16 protein-coding genes are annotated in these 20484 nt (G+C 69.0%); 3 read left to right on the forward strand and 13 right to left on the reverse strand.

All coding sequences use genetic code 11. The features are described from left to right. Positions 1 to 318: 318 nt before the first annotated feature. The 10 genes from ACFWUP_RS29085 to ACFWUP_RS29130 form a co-directional block, all read right to left on the reverse strand. Entirely contained in the window at positions 319 to 483 is a 165-nt protein-coding gene (locus ACFWUP_RS29085) for a hypothetical protein (RefSeq protein ID WP_379239172.1), read from the reverse strand. After that, positions 480 to 1595, reverse strand: coding sequence for a glutamate 5-kinase (gene proB, locus ACFWUP_RS29090; protein ID WP_379239173.1), 1116 nt, complete (start codon positions 1593 to 1595; stop codon positions 480 to 482). Before proB ends, ACFWUP_RS29085 begins: the two co-directional genes overlap by 4 nt. 104 nt (positions 1596 to 1699) lie before the next feature. Beyond that, complete coding sequence (gene obgE, locus ACFWUP_RS29095; protein ID WP_379239174.1) at positions 1700 to 3163, reverse strand: GTPase ObgE; 1464 nt, start codon at positions 3161 to 3163, stop codon at positions 1700 to 1702. 119 nt (positions 3164 to 3282) lie between these two features. Continuing rightward, positions 3283 to 3549 (reverse strand): 50S ribosomal protein L27, encoded by a 267-nt coding sequence (gene rpmA, locus ACFWUP_RS29100; RefSeq protein WP_056821498.1) that lies wholly within the window; start codon positions 3547 to 3549, stop codon positions 3283 to 3285. 24 nt (positions 3550 to 3573) lie between these two features. Beyond that, on the reverse strand, positions 3574 to 3885 hold the full coding sequence (gene rplU / locus ACFWUP_RS29105) for a 50S ribosomal protein L21 (protein ID WP_056821499.1): 312 nt from the start codon (positions 3883 to 3885) through the stop codon (positions 3574 to 3576). A gap of 233 nt (positions 3886 to 4118) precedes the next feature. Further along, a complete protein-coding gene (locus ACFWUP_RS29110) occupies positions 4119 to 7250 on the reverse strand; it encodes a translation initiation factor IF-2 N-terminal domain-containing protein (RefSeq protein ID WP_379239175.1) in 3132 nt (1043 codons plus the stop codon). Between the two features lie 538 nt (positions 7251 to 7788). Further along, on the reverse strand, positions 7789 to 8205 hold the full coding sequence (gene ndk, locus ACFWUP_RS29115) for a nucleoside-diphosphate kinase (RefSeq protein ID WP_379239176.1): 417 nt from the start codon (positions 8203 to 8205) through the stop codon (positions 7789 to 7791). A 151-nt stretch (positions 8206 to 8356) separates the two neighbouring features. Continuing rightward, the gene (locus ACFWUP_RS29120) at positions 8357 to 8752 is read right to left on the reverse strand and encodes a DUF4233 domain-containing protein (RefSeq protein WP_379239177.1); all 396 of its coding nucleotides are present in this window, start codon (positions 8750 to 8752) and stop codon (positions 8357 to 8359) included. 71 nt (positions 8753 to 8823) lie between these two features. Further along, the gene (locus ACFWUP_RS29125) at positions 8824 to 10194 is read right to left on the reverse strand and encodes a bifunctional folylpolyglutamate synthase/dihydrofolate synthase (protein ID WP_379239210.1); all 1371 of its coding nucleotides are present in this window, start codon (positions 10192 to 10194) and stop codon (positions 8824 to 8826) included. 122 nt (positions 10195 to 10316) lie between these two features. Further along, complete coding sequence (locus ACFWUP_RS29130) at positions 10317 to 13046, reverse strand: valine--tRNA ligase (protein ID WP_379239178.1); 2730 nt, start codon at positions 13044 to 13046, stop codon at positions 10317 to 10319. A gap of 503 nt (positions 13047 to 13549) precedes the next feature. On the opposite strand from ACFWUP_RS29130, the gene ACFWUP_RS29135 reads away from it, so the two are divergent. After that, positions 13550 to 14242 (forward strand): AAA family ATPase, encoded by a 693-nt coding sequence (locus tag ACFWUP_RS29135; RefSeq protein WP_379239179.1) that lies wholly within the window; start codon positions 13550 to 13552, stop codon positions 14240 to 14242. A 43-nt stretch (positions 14243 to 14285) separates the two neighbouring features. Here the strand turns inward: ACFWUP_RS29135 and ACFWUP_RS29140 are convergent, their stop codons facing one another. Further along, positions 14286 to 15233, reverse strand: coding sequence for a diacylglycerol kinase family protein (locus ACFWUP_RS29140; RefSeq protein ID WP_379239180.1), 948 nt, complete (start codon positions 15231 to 15233; stop codon positions 14286 to 14288). Positions 15234 to 15276: 43 nt separating this feature from the next. Then, positions 15277 to 16917 (reverse strand): FAD-binding oxidoreductase, encoded by a 1641-nt coding sequence (locus tag ACFWUP_RS29145; RefSeq protein ID WP_379239211.1) that lies wholly within the window; start codon positions 16915 to 16917, stop codon positions 15277 to 15279. A 204-nt stretch (positions 16918 to 17121) separates the two neighbouring features. Here ACFWUP_RS29145 and ACFWUP_RS29150 point away from each other — a divergent pair, with 204 nt between their 5' ends. After that, a complete protein-coding gene (locus tag ACFWUP_RS29150; RefSeq protein WP_379239181.1) occupies positions 17122 to 17739 on the forward strand; it encodes a TetR/AcrR family transcriptional regulator in 618 nt (205 codons plus the stop codon). After that, positions 17729 to 19270 carry a glycerol-3-phosphate dehydrogenase/oxidase gene (locus ACFWUP_RS29155; RefSeq protein ID WP_379239182.1) on the forward strand — a complete coding sequence of 514 codons (1542 nt, stop codon included), beginning with the start codon at positions 17729 to 17731 and terminating at the stop codon, positions 19268 to 19270. The genes ACFWUP_RS29150 and ACFWUP_RS29155 overlap by 11 nt, the downstream gene beginning before the upstream one ends. A 24-nt stretch (positions 19271 to 19294) precedes the next feature. Here the strand turns inward: ACFWUP_RS29155 and ACFWUP_RS29160 are convergent, their stop codons facing one another. Then, the gene (locus tag ACFWUP_RS29160) at positions 19295 to 20362 is read right to left on the reverse strand and encodes a GNAT family N-acetyltransferase (RefSeq protein WP_379239183.1); all 1068 of its coding nucleotides are present in this window, start codon (positions 20360 to 20362) and stop codon (positions 19295 to 19297) included. Positions 20363 to 20484: the final 122 nt, after the last annotated feature.

Here is a 20484-nt window from a genome sequence, read left to right on the forward strand (position 1 = left end):
CATGCGCGAAGCGCGAGCAACGGCGGCTAACTCGCGGCCCCAAGGGGGCCGCGCTCGAGCGCGCCAGCGCTCCAACAAACACAGCCTCAAACCTCTGGGACTACTCAAACCCCGAAAGCCCTGCCACACAACCGGCCCGGGACAACTCAAACCCCGAAGCCCTGCCACACACCGGCCCAGGACCACCCAAACCCCACAGCCCCGCCACAGCCCCGCCACACCACTTGCCCAGGACCACCCAAACCCCGAAGCTCTGCCACACCACTTGCCCGGACCTACCAAAACCCCGAAGCCCTGCCCGAACATCCCCCACCTGGACTACCAGCCCCCGGTCTCCGCATCGATATCCCGCAGCCCGATATCGACGACCTCAACGACCGACTCACCCGCCACCGCGTTGAGGTCGCCGCTGATTTCGCCGACGACGGCGGTGCCGTGGTTGCGCCAACCCAGATCGGCCGACGCCGTACCGCCAAATCTCACACCGTCACCAGATCATCCGCATGAATAACCGGCCGCTGCATCGTCTCGGGCAGGTCCGTGGTGGAGCGACCGAGCATGGTAGTGAGTTCAGCGCTGTCGTATTCGATGACACCGCGTGCGATCACCTCATCGTCAGGGCTGACCAGGTCGACCACGTCGCCGCCGAAGAAGCGGCCCCGGATACCGGTCACGCCGGCGGCGAGCAACGAATGCCGTTGCGCGACAGCGTCGACCGCGCCCGCGTCGAGCACGACCGCACCGCGCGGGTCGGCGGCATGGCGAACCCAGAACTTGCGCCCCGACAGCCGGACCGCGCGGGCGGCGAACGCGGTACCCACGGTGCCATCGGTGAGCGCGGCCGATGCGTCGGCGGCGGACGCCAGCAGCACGGGGATGCCCGCGTCGGCGGCCAGGCGCGCGGCGGACAGTTTCGACGCCATCCCGCCGGTGCCGAGCGCGCCACCGCTGCCGGCGATCACACCGTCGAGGTCGGCGCTCCCCCGCACCTCGGGAATGAAATTGGCCGCGCCCTTGCGCGGATCGCCGTCGTAGAGCCCCGCCACATCGGAAAGCAGAATCAACGCATCGGCGCCGACCAGATGCGCCACCAGCGCGGCGAGCCGATCGTTGTCACCGAACCGGATCTCCTCGGTCGCGACCGTGTCGTTCTCGTTCACCACCGCGACCGCGCCGAGCGACCGCAACCGATCGAGCGTCCGCTGAGCGTTGCGGTGATGCTCACGCCGGGCGAAATCGTCTGCGGAGAGCAGGATCTGACCGACGGTGCGGTCGTAACGGGCGAACGAGGTGCCCCAGGCGTGCGCGAGAGCCAGCTGGCCGACGCTGGCCGCGGCCTGCTTGGTCGCCAGGTCCTTGGGCCGCTTCGAGAGCCCGAGCGGTGCGAGTCCCGCGCCGATCGCGCCCGAGGACACGACCACCACATCCGAACCGGCGCGCATCCGCGCTTCGACCGCGTCGGCGAGCAGATCCAGGCGCGCGGTGTCGAGACCACCTTCGAGGCTGGTCAATGCCGACGAGCCGATCTTCACCACGACGGTCCGCGCCGACACGATCGCCGCGCGCCCCTGACTCAGCTCTGAACCCACCTGCATCGTTCAACTCCCTGCACCACGATCACCGAGTCAACTCAGAACTCTCGCAGTATGCCGATCCAACAGCCGCGCCCGACAGCGAATTTCGCCGGGCGCGACACACCTCACTCTTTGCGTTCGCCGTTTTCGTCGAGCAGCCCACGCCGCGCCTGCGAGGCGAGCTTGCGCTCGGCCGCGCCGATGCGGTCGTTGGTCTCGAGTCGCAGGTCGGTGCCGCGGCCGGTCGGCTGCATGTCGACACCGGCCGAGATCATCGGCTCCCATTCGAAGGTGACACCGGCGATGGTCACCGGGCAACCCGGCTGCGCACCCTGCTTGACCAGCTCGGCTTCGACACCGAGGCGAGCCAACCGGTCGGCCAGATAGCCCACGGCCTCGTCGTTGTTGAAGTCGGTCTGCTTGATCCAGCGCTCGGGGCGAGTACCACGCACGATGAAACCGTCGGCCTCCTCCGGATCGGCGATGACACTGAAACCGGTCTCGTCGGTCGCGATCGGGCGGATGATGGGGCGCTTGGGCGCGGCCTTGGGGTGATCCTCGCGATACTGGCGAACCATGTCGGCCAGCGCGAACGTCAACGGGCGCAGGCCCGCGCGGCTCACGGCGGAGATCTCGAACACCGGCCAGCCACGTTCGGCGAACTCCGCCGACACCATCTCGGCCAGCTCGGCCGCGTCGGGCACGTCGGTCTTGTTGAGGATGACCACGCGCGGGCGGTCGGCCAGGTCGCCGAGGCTGGCGTCACCGGACAGCGCGGGCTTGTAGGCGGCGAGCTCGGCTTCGAGTGCGTCGACGTCGGAGACCGGGTCGCGGCCCGGCTCGAGGGTCGCGCAGTCGACGACGTGGGCGAGCACCGCGCAGCGTTCGATGTGGCGCAGGAAGTCAAGGCCCAGGCCGCGGCCTTCGCTGGCGCCGGGGATCAGGCCGGGCACGTCGGCGATGGTGAAGGTCGTGTCACCCGACAGCACGACGCCCAGGTTCGGGACCAGCGTGGTGAACGGGTAGTCGGCGATCTTCGGCTTGGCCGCGGACAGCACCGAGACCAGCGACGACTTGCCCGCGGACGGGAAGCCGACCAGCCCGACGTCGGCGACCGACTTCAGTTCGAGGACGACATCGACCACGTCGCCCTCTTCACCGAGCAACGCGAAACCGGGCGCCTTGCGGGCCTTGGACGCGAGCGAGGCATTGCCGAGGCCACCACGGCCACCACGGGCGATGATGAACCGGTTGCCCGCGCCGACGAGGTCGCAAACCACCTTGCCGTCGTCATCGACGACGACGGTGCCGTCGGGAACCTGCAGCACCAGGTCGGCGCCGTTCTTGCCCTCGCGGTTGCTGCCCTCGCCCGGCTTGCCGTTGCCCGCCTTGGCGTTGGGATGGAAGTGGAAATCGAGCAGGGTGTGGACGTTGGCGTCGACCTCGAGGATCACGTCGCCGCCACTGCCGCCGTTGCCACCGTCGGGGCCACCGAGTGGCTTGAACTTCTCACGATGCACCGAGGCGCAACCGTGTCCACCTCTACCGGCACTGACATGCAGCACGACGCGGTCGATGAATTTGGACATGAGGTTGATCCTCCTCCTTCTGACTTGTCGATTGCGGTAAGGGTGGGCGAACACGACAGAGCGGGTCAGGGAAACCCTGACCCGCTCTGGTGTCCGTGGGGAGCGAAAGCTCCAGGCGGTCAGGCCTGGACCGGCTCCGGTACAACGATGTTCACGGTCTTGCGGCCACGCTTGGTGCCGAACTCGACCGCGCCCGCCTCGAGGGCGAACAGCGTGTCGTCGCCACCACGGCCGACGTTCACGCCCGGGTGGAAGTGGGTTCCACGCTGACGGACCAGGATCTCGCCCGCGCTGACCTTCTGGCCACCGAAACGCTTCACGCCGAGGCGCTGGGCGTTCGAATCGCGGCCGTTCCGGGAGCTGGATGCGCCCTTCTTATGTGCCATTGCTTCGTCTCCTCGGGAAAATTCTTACTTGATGCCGGTGACCTTGATGACCGTCAGCGGCTGACGGTGACCCTGGCGCTTGTGGTAGCCGGTCTTGTTCTTGAACTTGTGGATCCGGATCTTCGGGCCCTTGGTCTGGTCGATGACCTCAGCGGCCACGGAGATCTTGGCCAGCTTGTCGGCGTCGGTGGTCAGATCGGCGCCGTCGACGACGAGAACCGGGGTCAGCGCCACGGCGGTGCCGACGGGACCCTCGATCTTCTCGACCTTCACCAGGTCACCGACCGCGACCTTGTACTGCTTTCCGCCGGTCTTGACGATTGCGTACGCTGCCATCGGTCGGCTTCCTCCACTCACATTGGTGCTGCACATGTCCACGCCGCAGCTGCGACGTGTATTTCTGGGCTCATCCCCGCAGAGCGGGGGAAGAACGTTTGCTGCCTGCGGTACGCACCCGGCCTGTTCGGCCAGATGCTCAATCACTGGGCAGCGACCGACCTAGGTTACCAGAGCGGTATGCACTCCCCCAATTCGGCCGGTCAAGGGCCGAATCGGGGGCAAGCATCGAGCTACTGCGAATCCGCGGGCGCGCCGGCGGGACGACCCACCGCGCGACGGCGCGGCTTACGTTCCGGGACGACGACGGGTTCGGCGGCGAAGTCCACGACGGCCGCTGCGGGCGGCTGATCGCTGGCCGACAGGACGAACACGGCTCCCGTGCTGTCCGGTGCGGGTGCCGCGGTCGACCGGGCCACACGACGCCTACGAGGTGCCCGCGGTGCGGGTTCGGTGGCGCCTGCTGCCGATTCGGGCTCGGCGACCGGAGCCGGTTCGGGCTGCTGCGTGACCGCGGCGGGCGCGGATGCCGATTCCTGGACAACAGGAGCGACCGCAAGCGCGGCGATCCCCGCGTCCTCGGTCACCGCTTCCTCGGATTCGGCGTCTCCGGCGATGACCCCGGTGAGCGGACCCTCGGTGTTCGGCTCGGTGTTCGCGGCCGCGGAACCACGACCCGACCGGCGCGAACGCGACCGTGAGCGCGACCTCGTCGGCTCTGCCGGCGTCTCCTCGACAACCTCGGTGGGCTGCTCGTCGTCCTCGTGATGACCGGCCATCGCCAGCACCACCGGATGAGCTCGCTTGACCGCGATCTCCTCTTCGGGATGCTCGGCGGCCGGTGCGGTGCCGTTGGTCGCCGGAGCGGCGACGGCGGGCTTGTCGCGATCCTTGCCGCGCCGACGGCGCGAACCGCTCTCCTTCGAACGCGGTTCCTCGACGCCCGACCCGGAATCCACCGGGTAGGAGTGCACGAGGATGCCGCGACCGTGGCAGTGCTCACAGGTGGTGGAGAACGCCTCGACCAGCCCGGTGCCCAGCTTCTTGCGGGTCATCTGGACCAGGCCCAGCGAGGTGACTTCCGACACCTGGTGGCGGGTGCGGTCGCGTCCGAGTGCCTCGGTGAGACGACGCAGCACCAGGTCACGGTTGGATTCGAGGACCATGTCGATGAAGTCGACCACGATCATGCCGCCGATATCGCGCAGCCGCATCTGGCGCACGATCTCCTCGGCCGCTTCCAAGTTGTTCTTGGTGACGGTCTCCTCGAGGTTCGACGAGCCCGAGCCGGTGAACTTGCCGGTGTTGACGTCGACGACGGTCATCGCCTCGGTGCGGTCGATCACCAGGGTGCCGCCCGAGGGCAACCACACCTTGCGATCGAGGGCCTTGGCGAGCTGCTCGTCGATGCGGTAGGCGTCGAACACGTCGACACCGTTGTTCTCGTGCCGGTCGACCCGCACCAGCAGGTCGGGGGCGACGGTGCGCACGTAGTTCTCGACGGTGCTCCACGCGCGGTCGCCTTCGATGACCAGCTTGGCGAAGTCCTCGTTGAACAGGTCGCGGATGACCTTGACCAGCATGTCCGGCTCTTCGTAGAGGGCCTTCGGTGCGTTGGTCTCCTTGGCGGCGGCCTCTTCGATCGTGCGCCACGCGGCCTGCAGTCGCTCGACGTCGCGAGCCAGTTCGGGCTCGCTGACACCCTCCGACGCGGTCCGGATGATCACGCCGGCATCGGACGGAACGATGTCGCGCAGGATCTCCTTGAGCCGCTTGCGCTCGGTATCGGGCAGCTTGCGGCTGATCCCGGTCGAGGTCCCACCCGGCACGTACACCAGGAAGCGACCCGCGAGGGAGATCTGGGTGGTCAGGCGGGCGCCCTTGTGACCCACCGGGTCCTTGGACACCTGCACCAGCACCTGATCGCCGGGCTTGAGCGCCTGCTCGATCTTGCGCTCGCGACCACCGAGACCGGCGGCCTCCCAGTTCACCTCACCGGCGTAGAGAACACCGTTGCGGCCACGGCCGATGTCGATGAACGCGGCTTCCATGCTCGGCAGCACGTTCTGCACCTTGCCGAGGTAGACATTGCCCACCATCGACGCCTGACCGGAACTGGTCACGAAGTGCTCGACGAGGATGTTGTCCTCCAGCACCGCCACCTGGGTGGTGGTCTGGTGGCCCGGCGCGTGCTCGGCCGGATCGAACGCCTTCTCGCGCACGACCATCACCCGGTCGACCGCCTCGCGGCGAGCCAGGAACTCCGACTCGGTCAGGATCGGCGGACGACGACGCCCGGCCTCGCGACCGTCCCGGCGACGCTGACGCTTGGCCTCGAGGCGGGTGGAGCCGGAGATGCCCTGCACTTCGTCGGGGTTGTTGTTCGAGCTCGAACGCTCGCGCCGCTTGTTGCGGGGCTCGCGCTCGTGCACGACGGTGTTCGGCGGATCGTCTTCGGTCGCGGTCTCGGCATCGGCGGACTCGCCGCCCACCTTGCGACGGCGACGACGACGGCGGCGACGGCTCGCGCCATCGGAGGTGCCGTCCTCGTCGTCGGTGTCGGAATCGCTGTCGTCGGCCTGCTCGGCCTCGGCGGCGACCGGCTCGGCCTGCTGCTCGGTCTCGTCGGACTCGTCGTCGTCGGACTCGTTGTCCTCGCCGTCGGCGGACTGCTCGCCACGACCGCGGCCACGGCCACGGCGGCCACGACGGCGGCGACGGGGCTGGCCGTCGGCGTCGTTGTCGTCATCGGCGGCGTCGGCGGCCGATTCCTCGGTGACCTCGACCTCGGCCTCGATCTCCTCGACCGGCGCCTCGACGGGCTCTTCGCGCTTGGGGGTCCGCTCGGCGCGACGGCGCTTGCGGGTCTCCTCGGCGGCGGTGGCGTCCGGCGCCACGAACAGCGGCATGCCCACCGAGGCGGGTGCCTCGAAGGTCACCGGCTCGGCCTGCACGGGGGCGTCCGAGGGGCGGTGGGTGAACAGGTCGGTGTGCGCGTCCTCGCGCATCGCGGCGAACACCTCGTTGGTGCCCGCGACGTGGGGTGCGGAGAAAAGCGATGCGGTGGTGTCGGCCGGCTGCTCGGCGACGGGGGTGGCGCGCTTCTTCGCGCGCGTACTGGGGGCGGGTGCTGAAGGTTCGCCGGGTTCGGCGTCAGCGGCGGCGATCGCGTCGCGCACCGTCTCGGCGACGGCGCGATCGACATTCGATTGCACACTGCGCGCCTCGGCGCCCAGCTCGGCCAGTTTGGCCAGGATGCGTTTGCTGGTCACTCCCAACCGTTTGGCCAGTGCATGAACTCGAATTCGCTCCGGCAATTGATCGGCATCCTGTTGTGTTGTGTCCAGCGGCTCTTTTTCGGCCACGAAGTCTCCTCGGGCCCCCGGGCGCGTCCTTCCCCGGTACGGGAGTGACGCGGCCGACGCGGGGGCATCGTCCGTGCACCTCGTACCCGATGGTACGAGGGTCATCTGGTCTCGCCCCGCGTGTCCGGTCGCACCTCGATCGATCATCTGGCGGGCCAACCGGTCACGCGGCGCCTGGCTGTACGGCGTGGCACCGCGCTTTCGAGCGCTCATCCAGCATGCCTGTGCGGACGACCCCAGCAACAGGGTTGTCCGTGCGTGGCAGCGATGATCGGCATCAACCGCGGTGTCATCCGGTCATGTTCGCCGCCGCGTCGCGTACCTGCGCGACAGGTCGGCGTCGAACACATCCGTCATCAGTATCCCATACGGTTCGCGCGGGGATCGCCATCGGCGCAACTCACGCGAACTGTGCCCCGCTCACGGCCGCCGTTTCACCCGGCGGATCCAGCGAGCGAGGGCGACCCGGTCGAGCGGAGTTCGATACCGCCTGACCGGGTGTCCTACTACCTTCTACCTACTTGCTGACCGCGACGGATCAGGCGGGAAATTCGGGGAACCAGAGGGCGATCTCGCGCTTGGCGGACTCGGGCGAGTCGGAGCCGTGGACCAGGTTGAACTGGGTCTCCAGGCCGAAGTCGCCGCGGATGGTGCCGGGCACGGCCTTCTCCACCGGGTCGGTGCCACCGGCGAGCTGACGGAACGCCGCGATCGCGCGCGGGCCCTCGAGCACGGCCGCGACGACCGGGCCGGAGGTGATGAATTCGATGAGCGAGCCGAAGAAGGGCCGCTCGGCGTGTTCGGCGTAGTGCTCGGCCGCGAGCTCCGGGGACACGTTCTTCAGTTCGAGGGCCTGGAAGGTGAGGCCCTTGCGCTCGATCCGCGCGAGGATCTCGCCGGTGAGGCCCCGGGAGACACCGTCCGGCTTGATGAGTACCAACGTCTGCTCAGTCACGCGCTTACCCTAGCGTCGGCCGTGTCAGCACGCCGATCGGGCCCTCGAGCGCAGGCCTCGCGCGCATTAGCTGAAGCCTGCGTACCCGGCAACCGTCAGGACTTCGTACCCATTCGCTGACTGGGGAGCAAACCTGCGTACCCGGCAACCGTCAGGACTTCGTACCCATTCGCTGGCTGGGGAGCAAACCTGCGTCCATCCGACGCTGGACGTCTGCGCGCAGGAGGAGGATGAACGCCCACACCGCGATGAACACCACCGCGATCACACCGATCGACAGGTGGATCAACGCGCCTGCCAGCAACAGCACCTGCAGACCGAGGTTGAACGGGATAGCCCACGACTTCCGCTGCACGCCCGCGCCCAAGATCATCAGCAGCGAGAGCACCACCAGGTAGGTCCCGGAGAACCACGTGACCCCGCCGCCGACGTCGGCGACCACCGGCAGCGCCAGCAACACCACGATCGCCTCGAGAACCAACGTCCCCGCCATGACCCCGCGCAACCCCTTCCAGGGATCGGTCGCGGGAGGAGGCACTTCACTCATGCTGTGTCCATTCGGCGTGCTCGGGCGACCTCCGTGGTCACGCTCCGCTTCCTCCTCCGGTCGCTGACCGCTCACGCCGGACCCTTTCCGAACAGGGCGCGCGCCGCACCGGCGGTGACGACCGATCCGGTGACGATCACGCCCGCACCCGAGATCACATCGCCCTCGTCACCGGCCTGCTCGGCCAGCGCGATCGCCGATTCCAGCGCGTCGGGCAACGTCTCGGCGGTGATCACGCGTTCGTCGCCGAACCGCTGCACAGCCAGGTCGGCCAGTGCGTCCACATCCATGGCCCGCGGGGAACCGTTGCTGGTGACGACGATTTCGTCGAAGACCGGTTCGAGCGCGTCGAGGATCCCGGCCGCGTCCTTGTCGGCGAGCACCGCGACCACCCCGACCAGCTTGCGGAAGTCGAACTCGCCGGTGAGCGTTTTCGCCAGTGCCTGCGCACCCGCCGGATTGTGGGCGGCGTCGACGAAGATGGTCGGCGCGTTGCGCATCCGTTCCATCCGCCCCGGGCTGGCCACACTCGCGAAACCGGTGCGCACAGCATCGATATCGAGCTGACGTTCCGCGCCCGCCCCGAAGAACGCCTCCACCGCGGCCAAGGCGAGCGAGGCGTTGCGGGCCTGGTGCTCACCGTGCAGCGGCAGGAAGATCTCGTCGTAGACCCCGCCGAGGCCCTGCAGCGTCAGCAACTGTCCGCCGACGGCGACGGCCCGTTCCAGCAGCCGGAACTCCGCGCCCTCGCGCGCCACCGCGGCGTCCTCCGCGACGGCCCTGCGCAGCAGCACGTCCATCACCTCGGGCTCCTGCTCGGCGATCACCGCGACGGTGTCGGTCGGGATCAGCGCCTCGGGGGCGCGCTTGATGATCCCGGCCTTCTCCTTGGCGATCGACTCGAGGTCGGGGCCGAGGTAGTCGGTGTGGTCGAGGCCGATCGGGGTGATCACCGCGACCTGCGCCTGGATCACATTGGTGGCGTCCCAGGTGCCACCCATGCCGGTTTCGACCACGGCCACGTCGACCGGCGCCTCGGCGAACGCCGCGTAGGCCATGCCGGTGAGCACCTCGAACTTGCTCATCGCGGGCCCGCCGTTTTCGGCGGAACGCTGGTCGATCATGCCGATATAGGGGGCGAGTTCGTGGTAGGTCGCCACGTAGTCGGCCGGGCTGATCGGCCGGTTGTCGATGCTGATCCGCTCGGTCGCCAGCTGCAGGTGCGGACTGGTGATCCGGCCGGTGCGCCGGTGCAGCGCGGTGAGCAGGGCGTCGATCATCCGGGTCACCGAGGTCTTGCCGTTGGTGCCGGCGACGTGGATGGCCGGGTAGTTGTTCTGCGGGTTGCCGAGCAGGTCCATCAGGGTGGAGATCCTGGTGAGCGAGGGCTCGATCTTGGTTTCGGGCCAGCGCTTGTCGAGTTCGGCTTCCACCAGGGCCATTTCGGCGAGGTCGACCGGCGAGGGCCCGGTGTCGGGTCGGGCCTCCTCGTAGCCGGTGCCACCGAAGTCACCGCTGTCGGGCTCGATGTCCTCGGGGTCGATGTCGAAGGGGCCCAGGTCGCTCATTTGGCACTCAGCTCCGCCAGGCGAGCGCCGATGCGGGTCACTTCGGCCGTGGCCACATCGCGACGCGCGGTGATCTTGTCGACGACGGGCTGCGGCGCCTTGGCCAGGAAGGCCTCGTTGCCGAGCTTGGCCGTGGTGGTGTCGAGATCCTTCTGCGCGGCCGCGAGATCCTTCTCCAGCCTGCGCCTTTCGGCGTCGAGGTCGATCGCGCCGGAGGTGTCGAGCTGCACGGTGACGGTGCCGCCCGACAGTCGCACCTCCACCTCGGCGGTGGTGGCGAAGTCCTCGCCCGGTTCGGTGAGCCGGGCCAGGTTGGCGACCGAGTCGGCGAACCCGCTGAGCCCGGCCTCGTCGATGCCGACGAGGGTGGCCTTCACCTTCTGCTTGTCGGCCAGACCCTGGTCGCCGCGGAACCGGCGGATCTCGGTGATCAACCGCTGTGTGTCGGCCACGCGCTGGGCGGCGAGTTCGTCGGTGGCGATGCCACTGGCCTGCGGCCACGCGGCGATCACCAGCGATTCACCGCCGGTCAGTGCCTTCCACAGGGTTTCGGTGACGAACGGGATCACCGGGTGCAGCAGGCGAAGCACCGCGTCGAGCACGCTGCCGAGCACCACCGCGGTGCTGTCGGCGCGGGCGTCGGATTCGGCGAACTGGACCTTGGACAGTTCCAGGTACCAGTCGCAGAGTTCGTCCCACGCGAAGTGGTAGAGCGCCTCGCAGGCCTTGCCGAATTCGTAGGCGTCGAAGGCGGTGTCGACTTCGGCGCGGACCTCGTCGAGCCGGTCGATGATCCACCGGTCGGCGTCGGTGAGGGTGTCACGCGGGGGCAGTTCGCCCGTGCGCGCGCCGTTCATCAGCGCGAACTTGGTGGCGTTGAACAGCTTGGTGACGAAGCTGCGCGAGGCCAGCGCGTGCGCCTCGCCGACGGACAGGTCGCCGCCGGGCTGGGCACCGCGCGCGAGGGTGAAGCGCAGCGCGTCGGCGCCGTAGGAGTCGATCCAGTCGAGGGGGTCGATGCCGTTGCCGCGCGACTTCGACATCTTCTTGCCGTGCTGATCACGGATCAGGCCGTGCAGGAAGACGTCTTCGAACGGGACCTGCTTCTGCGAACCCTTACCGGCGGGCCCACCCGTCGCCCGACCACCGCCCCCCACGGAGTCGCTCCGCGACGCGGTAATCGCGGGATCGTCGCTGACGGACATGCCGAACATCATCATCCGGGCCACCCAGAAGAACAGGATGTCGTAACCGGTGACGAGCACGCTGGTCGGATAGAACTTCGCCAGCTCAGGGGTCGCGTCGGGCCAGCCCATCGTGGAGAACGGCCACAGACCCGAGGAGAACCAGGTGTCGAGCACATCGGGGTCCTGCACCCAGCCCTCGGGCGCTTCCTCACCGGGGCCGAGGCACACGATCTCGCCTTCGGGGCCGTACCAGATCGGGATGCGGTGGCCCCACCACAGCTGACGCGAGATGCACCAGTCGTGCATGTTGTCGACCCAGTCGAACCAGCGCGGTTCCTGGCTGGCCGGGTGGATCTTCACGTCGCCTTCGCGCACGGCGTCACCGGCCGCCTTGGCCAGGGTGTCGACCTTGACCCACCACTGCATCGACAGGCGCGGTTCGATCGGCTCGCCGGAGCGCTCCGAGTGACCGACCTGGTGCTTGTAGGGGAACTTGCGTCCGACGATGCGGCCCTCGGCCTCGAGACGCTCGCGGATCTTCACGCGGGCTTCGAACCGGTCCATGCCGTCGAATTCGGTGCCGCTGTCGGCGATCCGGCCTGCCTTGTCCATGATCGTCGGCATCGGCAGGCCGTGGCGCAGACCGAGTTCGAAGTCGTTGGGGTCGTGCGCGGGGGTGATCTTCACTGCGCCGGAACCGAATTCGGGGTCGACGTAGTCGTCGGCCACGATCGGGATCTGGCGCCCGGTGATCGGGTGGTAGAGCGTGGTGCCGATCAGCGCCTTGTAGCGCGCGTCGTCCGGGTGGACCGCGACGGCGGTGTCGCCGAGCATCGTCTCCACGCGGGTGGTGGCCACGATCACGTGCGGCTCGTCGTCGTTCATCGAGCCGAACCGCATGCTCACGAGCTCGCCGTCGACCTCCTTGTGGTCCACCTCGAGATCGGAGATACCGGTCTGCAGCACCGGCGACCAGTTCACCAGGCGCTCGGCGCGGTAGATCAGGCCCGTGTCGTAGAGGCGCTTGAAGATCGTCTGCACCGCGCGCGAGAGACCGTCGTCCATGGTGAAGCGGTCGCGGCTCCAGTCGACGCCGTCGCCGAGGCGACGCATCTGCCACTGGATCTGCCCACCGGACTCACGCTTCCAGTCCCACACCTTGTCGATGAACAGCTCGCGACCGAAGTCCTCTTTGGTCTTGCCGTCGACGGCGAGCTGCTTCTCCACCACCGTCTGGGTGGCGATACCGGCGTGGTCCATGCCCGGCAGCCACAGCACCTCGTAGCCCTGCATCCGCTTGCGGCGGGTGAGCAGGTCCATGATCGTGTGGTCGAGCGCGTGGCCCATGTGCAGGGTGCCGGTGACGTTCGGCGGCGGCAGCACGATCGAGTACGGCGGCTTGTCCGAGGACGCGTCGGCGGCGAAGTACCCGGCGTCTACCCAGCCCTCGTACAGGTCGGCCTCTACCTCGCCGGGGTTCCAGCTCTTGGGCAGGGCATCGGCACGATTACGCGAGTTGTCAGAGGCTGTGGCGGTCACGTCCCAATCCTAAGGGGAGGCGGCGACAGGTTTTTCCCCGCCCGCCGCAGCCATGAAACGCAACCACGCACGACCCGACCTCGAGGAGGGTCCGCCGACGCAGTCGGCGGTTCGCGCCCGTCCCGTCGATCAGGTGCCGTTGCGCAGGCGACGAAGGAGCAAGCAACGGTGCCTGATCGACGGGACACAAGGGGGCGCGAACTCGAGCGCGCCAGCGCTCCAACAAGCACAGCGAACTCGAGCGCCCCGGCGCTCCAAATAAGGAGACGGAGTCTTCGGTGGATGAGGGACACCGAAGACTCCGTCTACGACACTGATACTACCGGCGATCAACGGCACCCAGCAGAATCCATATGGAATTCTCAGCTTCGGATTGCGCTGGTCAGCAAGGCCATGTGACGCGCCACGACGACACGCGGAAACCCTTGTCCCCCAAGCGTCGAACCGAGAATCCGGGAAACCCCCGATTGCCGTTTTGTCCGAATTACCGGACCCTGGAGAGGGTGACGCCCCCGCTCGAAGCCTCCTCCCCCGTTCCCCCGTCGGCACCGCGGACCATCGCCCCGGTCGCCCTGGTGGACCTACGCGCGAGCGAGGTCGAAGAACTGCGCTACCCCGCCACCACCGTGCTGGTCTTCGCCGGTGTCCCCGGCGCGGGAAAGTCCACCGCCTTACACCGCTTCTTCGGCGCGGGCCCCGACGCCGAACACCCGGTGCGCACCGACTCCGGCGCCCTGGTACTCGACTCCAACCACACCCGCAATCGCCTGCGCCACCGCCTCGGCTGGGCCCCGTACTCCCTGTGGCGCCCCCTGGTCCACCTCGCGCACTACCGCGCGATCCGCGACGCCCTCCACGACAGCGACGGACCGGTCGCGATCCACGACTGCGCGACCTTCCGCTGGAGCCGACGCCTGATCACCCGCTGGGCCGCCGAGGGCAGGCGCGAACTGCACATGGTGCTCATCGACGTGCCCGCCGACGAGGCCAGGCGCGGTCAGATCACCCGTGGCCGCAGCGTCAACGGGCTCGCCTTCACCGCCCACTGCCGGCGCTGGGAAGCGATGATGGACTCCCTCGGAGCCCGCGACACCGCTCTGGCGCCGGACGCCCACCCACTGTCCTCGACGTCGGTGGTGATCATCGACCGACCGACGCTACATGCCGTGTCGCGCATCGCTTTCGACGCCGACTGATCTCCAGAGGGCCGGGTCGACGGCGTCACCACTGCGCCCAGGCTTACGGCACCAGAACCGTCAACGCCCCCGGCATCGCCTGCACCGTCACGGGCAACATCCCCGCCGGCTCACCATCGGCCGTCGCGAACCCGCCTTCGGCGCTGACCGTGATCCGTCGCGCCCGGTACCGCTTGGTCGAGGGATGGTCGATCCGCTTGCCCGACGACAACGCGGGCAGCAGTCGCGCCATCTCCAGCCGCGACACCGCGCCGACCACCGTGATGTCGAGATACCCGTCGTCGGCGAGCGCTTCCGGGCACACCAGCATCCCGCCGCCGTAGGTGCGGGTGTTGCCGATCGGCGCCATCACCGCGTCGGTGAGGACCACCACGTGCGAGTCCGGCGGGTTGTCGAGCACACCGGGCGCCAGGCCCGACATCTCGATCCGGAACGGCAGGGTGTAGCTGCCCATCAATTCGACAACGGCGGCGGCGGTGTAGCGCAGTGGTCCACGCGGGTATCGCATCTTGTTGGCGCGCAAGGTGACTCGCGCGTCGAAGCCGGTGCCGACCACGGTCGCGAACCAGGTGGGTGTGGCGTCGGGCGATTCGATCCGGCCCAGATCGATGGTGCGGGTCCGCCCGCCGAGCACGATCGCCACGGCGGCGCGCGGGTCACCGGTCGGGATGCCGAGTTCGCGCGCCAGATCGTTGCCCGTGCCGGCCGGGACCAGTCCGAGCGGCACCCCACTGTGCGCGACGGCGGCCAGCAGCACATTCATCAGCCCGTCGCCGCCGACGCAGACCACCGCATCCGGTCGGCTCTCGCCCGCGACGAGGGTCCTGACCTGCGCCACCGATTCGTCCGCGCTCGGCGCGCGGACCTCGACCACTTCGGCACCGCGCGCCCGCAGTTCGGTCAGCACCGTCTCGGCGACACCGTCGCCCCGGCCCGCTCCGGAATGCGGGTTGGTGACGACCACGACCCGCCGCACCGACTGTTCGCTCACGACTTCACCTCGCCCGCACTCGGTTCCGTCAGCCGAAGCTGCTTCACGGCACCAGCTTTCCAGGATTGAGCACCCCGGTGGGGTCGAGTTCGCGTTTCACCGCACGCAATACCCGAACACCCAGGTCACCGATCTCCGCGCGCATCCACGGACGGTGGTCGGCGCCGACGGCGTGGTGGTGGGTGATGGTGCCGCCCGCGGCGACCATCGCGTCGCTCGCGGCGGATTTGGCGATGCGCCACTGCGCGATCGGATCGTCGAGCTGCTTGGCGACGACGGTGAAGTACAGCGACGCCCCGGTCGGGTAGGTGTGCGAGATGTGGCACATGACCAGCGCGGGTGTGCCCTGCGCGCCGAGCGAGTCCATCAGCGCGCCGGTGACCTTCACCTTGAGATTGGCCAGATTCGCCCAGCTGGTGGCGGTTTCGAGGGTTTCGCACAGCACGCCGACATCGAGCAGCGCGTCGCGCAGGTACGGCGCGGCGAACCGGCCGTGCTCCCACTGCTGCGCGGGCGCCTCGCCGAGTGCGGTGCCACCGGCGGCGGCGAGCAGCGCGCTCGCCTCGGCGGAGCGGGCCTCGACATGGGCCTTGCTGCCCTCGAAGGTGGTGACGGCGAGGCAGCCCGACACCGGGTTGCCGCCGACATCGGCCGAGCGGGCCAGGTTCAGTCCCGTTTCGGCCTCGTCGGACAACCGCATCACCGTCGGCGCGGCACCGGCCTGCACCACGGTGCGCAGCGCGGCCGCGCCGGTGGCGAAGTCGGGGAACGACCAGGCTTGGTAGCCAACGGTTTCCGGCACCGGATGCACCCGCAGGGTGACCGAGGTGATGATGCCGAGCGCGCCTTCGGACCCGACGAACAGCTCGCGCAGGTCGGGCCCGGCCGCTGACGCGGGCGCGCGACCGAGGTCGAGGGTGCCCTGCGGCGTGGCGATCACCAGGCGTTCGACCATGTCGTCGAAGCGGCCGTAGCCCGCCGACGCCTGGCCCGACGACCTGGTCGCGGCGAACCCGCCGATGCTGGCGAATTCGAAACTCTGCGGGAAATGTCCGAGCGAGAGGCCGTGCGCGCCGAGCAGTTCCTCGGCCTGCGGACCGGTGAGTCCGGCGCCGAGGGTGGCGGTACCGCTGGCCGGATCGACCTCGGTGAGGGTGTCGAGCCTGCGCAGATCGAGCGCGATCACGGTGTCGAACTGCCCGCGCACCGGGTCGACGCCGCCGACCACGCTGGTTCCGCCACCGAACGGGACCACGGCGACGGCGTGCTCGGCGCAATAGGTCAGCAGCGCGAGGACCTGCGCGTGATCGGCAGGGAAGACGACCGCGTCGGGTGCGTTCTGCGGTTCGCTCGCGCGTCGGCGCAACAGGTCGGGGGTGCTTTTGCCGCCCGCGTGCCGGAGCCGGTCGAGATCGGCGGTCGTGAGATATTCGTCACCGACGATCGCGGTCAGACCGGTCCGGTCGGCGACGGTGAGCGTGCTGGGGACGAGCGCCACCTCGCTCGCGTCGCGGCGCGCGGCCGGCTCACCCGAGATCCCGAAAACCTGCCCGAGCAGGCCACGGATCTGTGCCGACAGCGGCTGGTGACCGGCGGCGACGCCCCAGGCGTCCCACACCATGTTCGGCGCCACCGCAGCCATGTTCGATGACACAGTGGCGGATCCGGAGAGTTCGTCTTGCATCTCGACCATGCGTTACATACTGACATATAATGTCAAGCAGTAATCAACGATATGTCCCAGAGTCGACATCCGCACCGCTGTCGGATGTCACCACCGGCCATTCGCGACCGCAACCCTGCTGGTCCGCTCGATACCCTTGGGCGGTTCCAACTCGACCAGGGCGCCCGCTCCGGCGCCTTCCGAACACACCGGCGGTGAAGCACGATGATCGACCTCGCGACCCACGCTGACCAGCTTTCGCCCACCGATGTGGCGATTCTCGATGCCACGCGGGCCTGCGTCGTCGATTTCGGTGTCCGCCGAACCACCCTCACCGAGGTGGCACGGCGCGCGGGCGTGAGCAGGCCGACGGTCTACCGCCGTTGGCCCGACACCGGGTCGCTCATCGCCGAACTGCTGGTCCGAGAACTGCGCACGATCGTCGCCGAGACCATGCCCGACACCGGCCTCGGCCGGGATCGGCTGGTCCACGGCATCGTCTCGGGCGCGGCGGCGATTCGGTCGAACGCGGTGTTCGCCAAGATCTTCCGCACCGACACCGACCTGATGCTCACCTACGTGTTCGGCCGGCTGGGCCGCAATCAGCGCACGCTGATCGAGCTGTTCGCGACCGTCATCCGGCGCGGCCACAAGGACGGGTCGATCCGGGCAGGCGATGCCGAGCAGATGGGCACCATGCTGTTGCTCATCACCCAGTCGGCGGTGCAGTCGGCGGGCACGGTGTCGGAACTGCTGGCCGGTGCGGAGTTCGACGCCGAATTGTCCAGGGCTATCGAGGGTTATCTACTCCCGCTACCCGACAAGGAACCCGATGTCTGCTGATGCCTCGCTCAACGCCGCCCGCCGCACCGCCGAACTGAGCACCCTCGGCGACCGTCCCGAGGTCGACCTGGTGGTGATCGGCGGCGGCGTGACCGGAACCGGCGTCGCCCTCGACGCCGCCGCACGCGGCCTGCGCACAATCCTGGTGGAGCGCAACGACTTCGCGTTCGGCACCAGCCGCTGGAGTTCGAAACTGGTCCACGGCGGTCTGCGGTATCTGGCGAGCGGCCGGGTCGGTATCGCACACGAGAGCGCGGTCGAGCGCGGGATCCTGTTGCGCACCACCGCACCGCACCTGGTGCGCCCGCTCCCGCAGCTCGTGCCGTTGCTGCCGGGCATCACGCTGAGTCAGAGTTCGCTGATCCGTGCGGGTTTCGCCGCCGGTGACGCGCTGCGGATCGCCGCGCGCACCTCCGTGGACACCTTGCCGCGCTCACGCCGGGTCGCCGCCGCCGAGGCGCTCCGGCTGGCGCCGACCGTGCGACGCGAGGGGCTGCGCGGCGGGTTGCAGGCATGGGACGGACAGCTCGTCGACGACGCCCGCTTGGTGGTGGCGCTGGCTCGCACGGCGGCCGCCCAGGGCGCTACGGTGCTCACCCGCATGGAAGCCGTTGCCGCGACCGGTGATTCGGTCCAGCTGCGCGACACTCTTTCCGGCGAAACCCTGCAGGTGCGGGCGCGCGCGGTGGTGAACGCGACCGGCGTGTGGGCTGGCGAGGTCGACCAGAGCATCGAGCTGCGTCCCAGCCGCGGCACCCACCTCGTCTTCGACGCCGCCGCCTTCGGTGGGCTCAGCGCCGCACTGACGGTGCCCGTCCCCGGCAGCATCAGCCGGTTCGTCTTCGCGCTGCCCGCCGCGCACGGCCGCGTCTACCTCGGTCTCACCGACGAGGACGCCCCTGGCCCGATCCCCGACGAGCCGAAGCCCACCGAGTCCGAGATCGACTTCCTCCTCGACACCATCAACACCGCGCTGCGGGAACCCCTGACCCGCAACGACATCCGCGGCACCTTCGCCGGCCTGCGCCCGCTGCTCAAAACCGCCGACGACAGCACCGCCGACATCTCCCGCGAACACGCGGTTCTCACCGCCCCCGACGGCCTGATCACCGTCGTCGGCGGCAAGCTCACCACCTACCGGCAGATGGCCCAGGACGCGGTCGACGCAGCCGTCACTCAGGCAACCCTCCCAGCCGGCCCCTGCCGCACCACCCGGCTCCCCCTCGTCGGCGCCGTCGCCGGTGCCGCCCGCGACCGCGTCGACGCTCCACCGGTCCTCATCGAGCGCTACGGCAGCGAGGCGACCCACATCGTCGCCGCCTGGCTGGCCGACCCCACTCTCGCCGAACCGGTCGCCCCCGGAATCGACGTCACCGCAGCCGAATTCGACTTCGCCATCACCCACGAGGCCGCCCTCACCGTCGACGACCTCCTCGACCGCCGCACCCGCATCGGCCTGGTCCCCGCCGACCGCGAAGCCGCCACCCCCGCGGCCGTCGCCGCCTTCGCCAGGCACAACATCACCGCCTGACGCACGAGCCTGGAGAACCGCGGATCAGCCGGTTCTCCAGGTGGCCAGGTCGGCACGCATACACGCGCGCGGCCACTCGTCGAGCCCGTGCGCGAGCTCGTCGGCCCGGATCGCCCGCAGGCCCGGCGGTTCGTCGGCGGGCGGGATATAGCTGAACCCGACGCGTTCGTAATACGGCCCGTTCCACGGAACCTGCGTGAACGTGGTGAGCGTGATCTCACGCAGACCGTTGCCCTTCGCCCATTCCACCGCATGATCGATCAACCGCTTCCCGATCCGCGCCCCCGCGTGCGCCGGGTCGACGGAAACCTGATCGATATGGGCCTGACCGTCGACGAGACCGAGCACCAGATACGCGACCGGACGGCCGTTCTCGTCCGGCCACACCCACGCCCGGCCGTCGGCGACGAAGCTGCCGAGCACCTCCCGCGACGGCGGCTCGTCCTCGGCCACCGCACTCATCCCCACCTCGGCGAACGGCGCCCCCGCCCGTCGCTCGATCTCCTGCAGCGCGGCGATCTCGTCCGCGCGCGCGAGCCGCACCGGCCCACCGCCCACCGGGGTCGCGACGATCCCGTTGAGCAGCGTGCGCAGGTTCCAGCGCGCACGCTCCCCACCGTCGTCGACGGCCTCGGCGGCGATGTGCCGGTAGATCAGATCGCAGGCCCAGCTCGCGGTCACCGGATCGACACCGCCTTCACGCAGGAGCGCGAGGATCTGCTCGATCAGCCCGAGCGCGTGTTCGGTGGTCGGGAACCGGCCGAAGGCGACGAGCGCGAGACCGTCGTGGCGACCGAGCACCTCGATCGCGCCCTCGACCAGCTGCGTCACCCGCGCCCGCCAGTCGCCCTCGGTAACCACGGGGACCTGGGCGAGCACGTGATCGAGCATGCCCGTGAGCAGGTCGTCGCGATTGGCGACGTAGACGTACAGCGACGCGGCACCGGTGTCGAGTTCCTTGGCGACCCGGCGCATCGTGAGCGCGCCGGAGCCGTCGGTGTCGAGGATGCGCAAGCCGGTTTCGATGACGAGTTCGCGGCTCAGTGGCACTTTCGCCGGTCTGGCCCTGCGACTGACAGGTGCGGCGTTCATGCGCCGATCCTACGCGCGCAACGAACGTCGTTTGGTACGAACGGCGTTCGAAATTTCCCTTCGAGCCTTATCCCCGGGCGTCCGGCCATCTATGCTGGCGACGGGCCCTCGGTCGCGGTCTG

The organism is Nocardia sp. NPDC058658, from assembly GCF_042716665.1.
Classification (GTDB): Bacteria; Actinomycetota; Actinomycetes; order Mycobacteriales; family Mycobacteriaceae; genus Nocardia.

Excerpts from the sequence above, each read along its gene's own strand:
- proB (WP_379239173.1), bottom strand. The coding sequence starts at position 1,595 with ATGCAGGTGGGTTCAGAGCTGAGTCAGGGGCGCGCGGCGATCGTGTCG.
- obgE (WP_379239174.1), bottom strand. The coding sequence starts at position 3,163 with ATGTCCAAATTCATCGACCGCGTCGTGCTGCATGTCAGTGCCGGTAGA.
- rpmA (WP_056821498.1), bottom strand. The coding sequence starts at position 3,549 with ATGGCACATAAGAAGGGCGCATCCAGCTCCCGGAACGGCCGCGATTCG.
- rplU (WP_056821499.1), bottom strand. The coding sequence starts at position 3,885 with ATGGCAGCGTACGCAATCGTCAAGACCGGCGGAAAGCAGTACAAGGTC.
- ACFWUP_RS29120 (WP_379239177.1), bottom strand. The coding sequence starts at position 8,752 with ATGAGTGAAGTGCCTCCTCCCGCGACCGATCCCTGGAAGGGGTTGCGC.
- ACFWUP_RS29125 (WP_379239210.1), bottom strand. The coding sequence starts at position 10,194 with ATGGCCCTGGTGGAAGCCGAACTCGACAAGCGCTGGCCCGAAACCAAG.
- ACFWUP_RS29145 (WP_379239211.1), bottom strand. The coding sequence starts at position 16,917 with ATGCAAGACGAACTCTCCGGATCCGCCACTGTGTCATCGAACATGGCT.
- ACFWUP_RS29150 (WP_379239181.1), top strand. The coding sequence starts at position 17,122 with ATGATCGACCTCGCGACCCACGCTGACCAGCTTTCGCCCACCGATGTG.
- ACFWUP_RS29155 (WP_379239182.1), top strand. The coding sequence starts at position 17,729 with ATGTCTGCTGATGCCTCGCTCAACGCCGCCCGCCGCACCGCCGAACTG.
- ACFWUP_RS29160 (WP_379239183.1), bottom strand. The coding sequence starts at position 20,362 with ATGAACGCCGCACCTGTCAGTCGCAGGGCCAGACCGGCGAAAGTGCCA.